General features: G+C 75.3%; 4 protein-coding genes. 1 reads left to right on the top strand and 3 read right to left on the bottom strand.

Features of this window, described 5'->3' with window-relative positions:
- The coding region (locus tag G3I53_RS32850) for a LysR substrate-binding domain-containing protein (RefSeq protein ID WP_164439053.1) at window positions 1–859 on the bottom strand (859 nt) is incomplete at its 3' end.
- 193 nt (window positions 860–1052) lie between these two features.
- Between G3I53_RS32850 and G3I53_RS32845 the strand changes: the two genes are divergently transcribed.
- The gene (locus G3I53_RS32845; RefSeq protein WP_164334961.1) at window positions 1053–2087 is read left to right on the top strand and encodes a bile acid:sodium symporter family protein; all 1035 of its coding nucleotides are present in this window, start codon (window positions 1053–1055) and stop codon (window positions 2085–2087) included.
- Here G3I53_RS32845 and G3I53_RS32840 read toward each other — a convergent pair.
- Window positions 2023–3252, bottom strand: a complete 1230-nt coding sequence (locus G3I53_RS32840; protein WP_164334957.1) for a DUF4185 domain-containing protein — start codon at window positions 3250–3252, stop codon at window positions 2023–2025. The two genes, G3I53_RS32845 and G3I53_RS32840, sit on opposite strands and share 65 nt — an antisense overlap.
- An 81-nt stretch (window positions 3253–3333) precedes the next feature.
- Window positions 3334–4182 carry a formate dehydrogenase accessory sulfurtransferase FdhD gene (gene fdhD, locus G3I53_RS32835; RefSeq protein ID WP_164334959.1) on the bottom strand — a complete coding sequence of 283 codons (849 nt, stop codon included), beginning with the start codon at window positions 4180–4182 and terminating at the stop codon, window positions 3334–3336.
- Window positions 4183–4449: the final 267 nt, after the last annotated feature.

Raw genomic sequence — 4449 nt, 5'->3', positions numbered from 1 at the left:
CCCGGTGCAGCCGGTCCCCGCCCGCCAGGATCGCCGCCGCCAGCGCCTGCGCCGCACCCTCCGCGGACGGCCGCCGGTCCCCGCGGACCACCACGAAGTCCACCCGCCCCGGCTCCGGCAGCCCGGCCCGGTCCGGCAGCCGCACCAGCCCCGGCGGGACCAGTCCCCGCGAGTGCACCATCACACCCAGCCCGGCCCGGGCGGCGGCGACCAGTCCGTTGAGGCTGCCGCTCTGGCACACGATCCGCCACTCCCGGCCCTGCCGCTCCAGCGCCCGCAGGGCGAGCGCCCGCGTGATGCCCGGCGGCGGGTACACGATCAACGGCACCGGCCGGTCCGGATCCACCCGCACCCCCGGCGCCCCGACCCACACCAGCTCGTCGCGCCACACCAGTTCACCGCTCGGATCCTGCGGCCGGCGCTTGGCCAGCACCAGGTCCAGCCGGCCGGCGGCCAGCTGCGCGTGCAGCGTGCCCGACAGCTCGACCGTCAGCTCCAGGTCCACCTCGGGGTGCTCGTGCCGGAACCGCTCCAGGATCTCCGGCAGCCTGGTCAGCACGAAGTCCTCCGACGCCCCGAACCGCAGCCGCCCCCGCACCCGGGTGCCCGCGAAGTGCCGCGCCGCCTGCTCCTGCACGTCGAGGATGCGCCGGGCGAAGCCGAGCATCGCCTCGCCGTCCTCCGTCAGCTCCACCGCGTGGGTGTCCCGGGTGAACAGCGGCCGGCCGGTGGCCTCCTCCAGCCGCCGCACGTGCTGGCTGACCGTCGACTGACGCAGCCCCAGCCGGCGCGCGGCCTGCGTGAAGCTCAGCGTCTGCGCCACCGACAGGAACGTCCTGAGGTGCCCCGGCTCGTACACGGGAGCAGGTTATCGCGAATCGCGATGACAGTCAGAGCGGTGTGCGGCGTTCCCGATCACCGGCCGCTGACGCACGATGGGACGAGGGGCCCTGCGGGACGGAACCCCCCCTCCCCGAGCCCGCCCGACCGCACCGGGCACCGACCGCACGAGCACGGGAGCACCGTTGACACGCCTGCGCCGGCCGAGCCGGATGCAGCTCGACCCGTACCTCCTGCTCCTGCTCGCCACCGTGGGGCTCGCCCTGCTCCTCCCGGCGCGGGGCACCGCCGCGGACCTCGCCTCCGGCGCCTCCACGGCAGCCATCGCGGCCCTCTTCTTCCTCTACGGCGCCCGCCTGCCCACCCGCGAGGCACTGGACGGACTCCGCCACTGGCGGCTCCATCTCACCGTGCTGGCCTGTACCTTCGTCCTCTTCCCCCTGCTCGGCCTGGCCGCCGGCGCACTCGTCCCCACGGTCCTCACCGACCCCCTGTACCAGGGGCTGCTCTTCCTCACCCTGGTCCCGTCCACCATCCAGTCCTCCATCGCCTTCACCTCCATGGCCCGCGGCAACGTGCCCGCCGCGATCTGCGCCGGCTCCTTCTCCTCCCTCGCCGGCATCGTCCTCACCCCGCTGCTCGCGGCGGCCCTCCTCGGCGGCACCGGCGCCTTCTCCGGCGACTCCGTCCTGCGGATCGTGCTGCAACTGCTCGCGCCGTTCCTCGCCGGGCAGCTGCTGCGCCGCTGGATCGGCGCGTTCGTCGTCCGCCGCCGCCGGGTCCTCGGCCTGGTGGACCGCGGTTCGATCCTCCTCGTCGTGTACACCGCGTTCGGCGCGGGCACGGTGCAGGGCACCTGGCAGCAGGTGAGCCCCGCCCGGCTCGGCGCCCTGCTCGCCGTCGAGGCCGTGCTGCTCGCCGTCATGCTCCTGACGACCTGGTACGGCGCCCGGGCGCTGGGCTTCGGCCGCGCGGACCGGATCGCCGTTCAGTTCGCCGGGTCCAAGAAGTCGCTGGCCGCCGGACTGCCCATGGCCGGCGTCCTGTTCGGCGCGCAGGCGTCTCTGGCGCTGCTGCCGCTGATGCTGTTCCACCAGCTGCAGCTGATGGTCTGTGCGGTGATCGCCGGGCGACGCTCCCGCGACCCGGCCGAAGCGCCCGACGCCGACGCCGACGACGGTGTCACGTCACCGGGCCGAGCCGGACCGTCACGAACCGGGGCCGGTACAGGGACACGTTCCGGCTGAGCATCACCGCGGCACCGGCCGTCTCCATCCAGTTGACGTCGTAGCTGAGCACCAGACGCCCGTCCCGGCTCAGCTCGGGATGCGTCTGCGGGTTGTATGCGGCGGTGCCCTGCTGCGGCAGCCCGGGGGTGAACTCCTCCGCCGGCCCGTGCCACGGCCCGGCCGGCGAGCACGCCCAGTACGACGCGATCGTGGTGAGCCCCTTGGCGCCCGCCGCCATCGTGAACAGCACGTACGTGCCGTCCTCGCGCACCACCGAGAAGGCGCTGCCCACCCCGGCGCGCCGTCCGTCTCCGAGGACCGGGCGCGGCTCGGCCCGGGTCAGCCACTCGGAGCCGTTCCAGAACTCCCAGGCCGCCGGATCGCCCAGGCCGCCCTCCGGCACCCGCGCCACGTACGCCCGCGAGACCGGCCGGGACACCGCACGGCCGTCGTCCCCGCCGAAGACGTAGGTCCAGCCGTCCTCCTCGGTCAGGGTGGTGCCGAACAGCACCCGGCGCGACGGGTCGGCGACCTGCTGCTGGTCGTGGACCGTGGTGACCGACTCCAGGCGCAGGCCGGGCAGGGAGAGCGTGGCCACCTCGGTGGCGGCGGGCACCCCGTAGATCCACGGGGACGGCCCCGTCCGGCGCACCCACAGCAGCACCCGCACGACCTTCTCGGCGGAGCCGGGGGAGCGCGGCTCCACCCGGGCGGCGACCGGCCAGCGCCACCGGCCGGGGTCTGGATCCGCGAACAGCGGGGCGGGCAGGGTGCGTTCCAGGCGGCCGTCGCGCATCAGCACGGCGGAGTTGCGGACCATCGGCGCGGTGGGCTCCCGCCAGGCGGAGGACTCGCCGACCGGGTTGGGCGGGCCGTTCACCCGGCCGAGGAAGGTGTCGGAGAACAGCCACAGCAGCCGGCCGTCCGGCAGCCGCACCGAGTGGGTGCCGTCACCGCCCGTCCAGTCGTCGGTGCGGGCGGCGTCGTCGCCGTAGCGGGCGAACTCGGCGGTCAGGGCGTCGTCGGCCGCCCACGAGGCGACCGTCCGCGGCGCGCAGCCGCCGTCGTCCGGCGGACCGCCGTCCGGGTCCCCGGAGAGCAGCACGGCGCCGAGCACCAGGGCCAGCACCACGCCGATCCCGGTCCCCGTCCGCCGTCGTGCTCGTGCAGAGTCGTCGGGCACGCCTCGCGACGTTAGTGGCCCGTGGTGCCCGGGTCCATGGCGCCCCGGCGGTTCCGCCGCCCCCGGGGAGGCGGGGCGCCGTCAGCCGCGGGCGGCCGTTTCCCGCAGGACGACCCGGTCCTCGCCCGCGTACACGTTCATGGAACCACCGCGCAGGAAGCCCACCAGCGTCAGCCCCGTCTCCGCGGCCAGGTCCACCGCGAGGGACGACGGCGCGGACACCGCCGCCAGCATCGGGATGCCCGCCATCACCGCCTTCTGCGCCAGCTCGAAGGAGGCGCGTCCGGACACCAGCAGCACGGCCCGGGACAGGGGGAGTCCGCCCTGCTGGAGGGCGCGGCCGATCACCTTGTCGACCGCGTTGTGCCGGCCGACGTCCTCCCGCACGTCCAGCAGCTCACCGCTCTCCTCGAACAGGGCCGCCGCGTGCAGGCCGCCCGTCCGGTCGAAGACGCGCTGGGCGGCGCGCAGCCGCTCGGGCAGCTCCGCCAGCAGGCCGGGCGTCATCCGCAGCGGGGGAGTGTCGGCTATGGGCCAGCGGGTCGTGGTGCGCACGGCGTCCAGGCTCGCCTTGCCGCACAGCCCGCAGGACGAGGTGGTGTACACGTTGCGTTCGAGGGTGATCTCCGGGACCGGAAGTCCGGGGGCGGTCTGCACGTCCACCACGTTGTAGGTGTTGACGCCGTCCGCGGTGGCGCCCGCGCAGTAGACGATGTTGCGCAGGTCGGAGGCCGCGGCGAGGACGCCCTCGCTCACCAGGAATCCGGCCGCGAGCGCGAAGTCGTCGCCGGGGGTGCGCATGGTGATCGCCAGCGGCCGCCCGTTCAGCCGGATCTCCAGGGGTTCCTCGGCGACGAGCGTGTCCGGCCGGCTGGACACCGCCCCGTCCCGGATGCGGAGCACCTTGCGTCGTTCCGTGACTCGTCCCATGTCCCCAGTCCCGATCGGTCCCCGTCCCGTCGTGGGCGCCGGGGTCCGCGACGTCGTTCGACGCTCGGGCCGCGCACCACGGCGGGCGGGAGAACTGCCGAGGTCACCCGGCCGCCGTGCGGCGGACGACCTCCGGACGTCCATTGTCCCGCACGCGACGGGCGGACGGTCCGGCGGCCGCAGGGGCGGGCGGCCGGGCGGAACGAGGGGCCGGGCGGGACGAGGGCCGGGCGGGGCTCGGCGGAGGGGGTGCCACCCGACGCGGCG

The organism is Streptomyces sp. SID14436 (assembly GCF_010548465.1).
Lineage (GTDB): Bacteria > Actinomycetota > Actinomycetes > Streptomycetales > Streptomycetaceae > Streptomyces.
The sequence above is the reverse complement of the archived record's forward strand: the minus strand, read 5'-3'. Positions and strand labels throughout refer to the sequence as shown.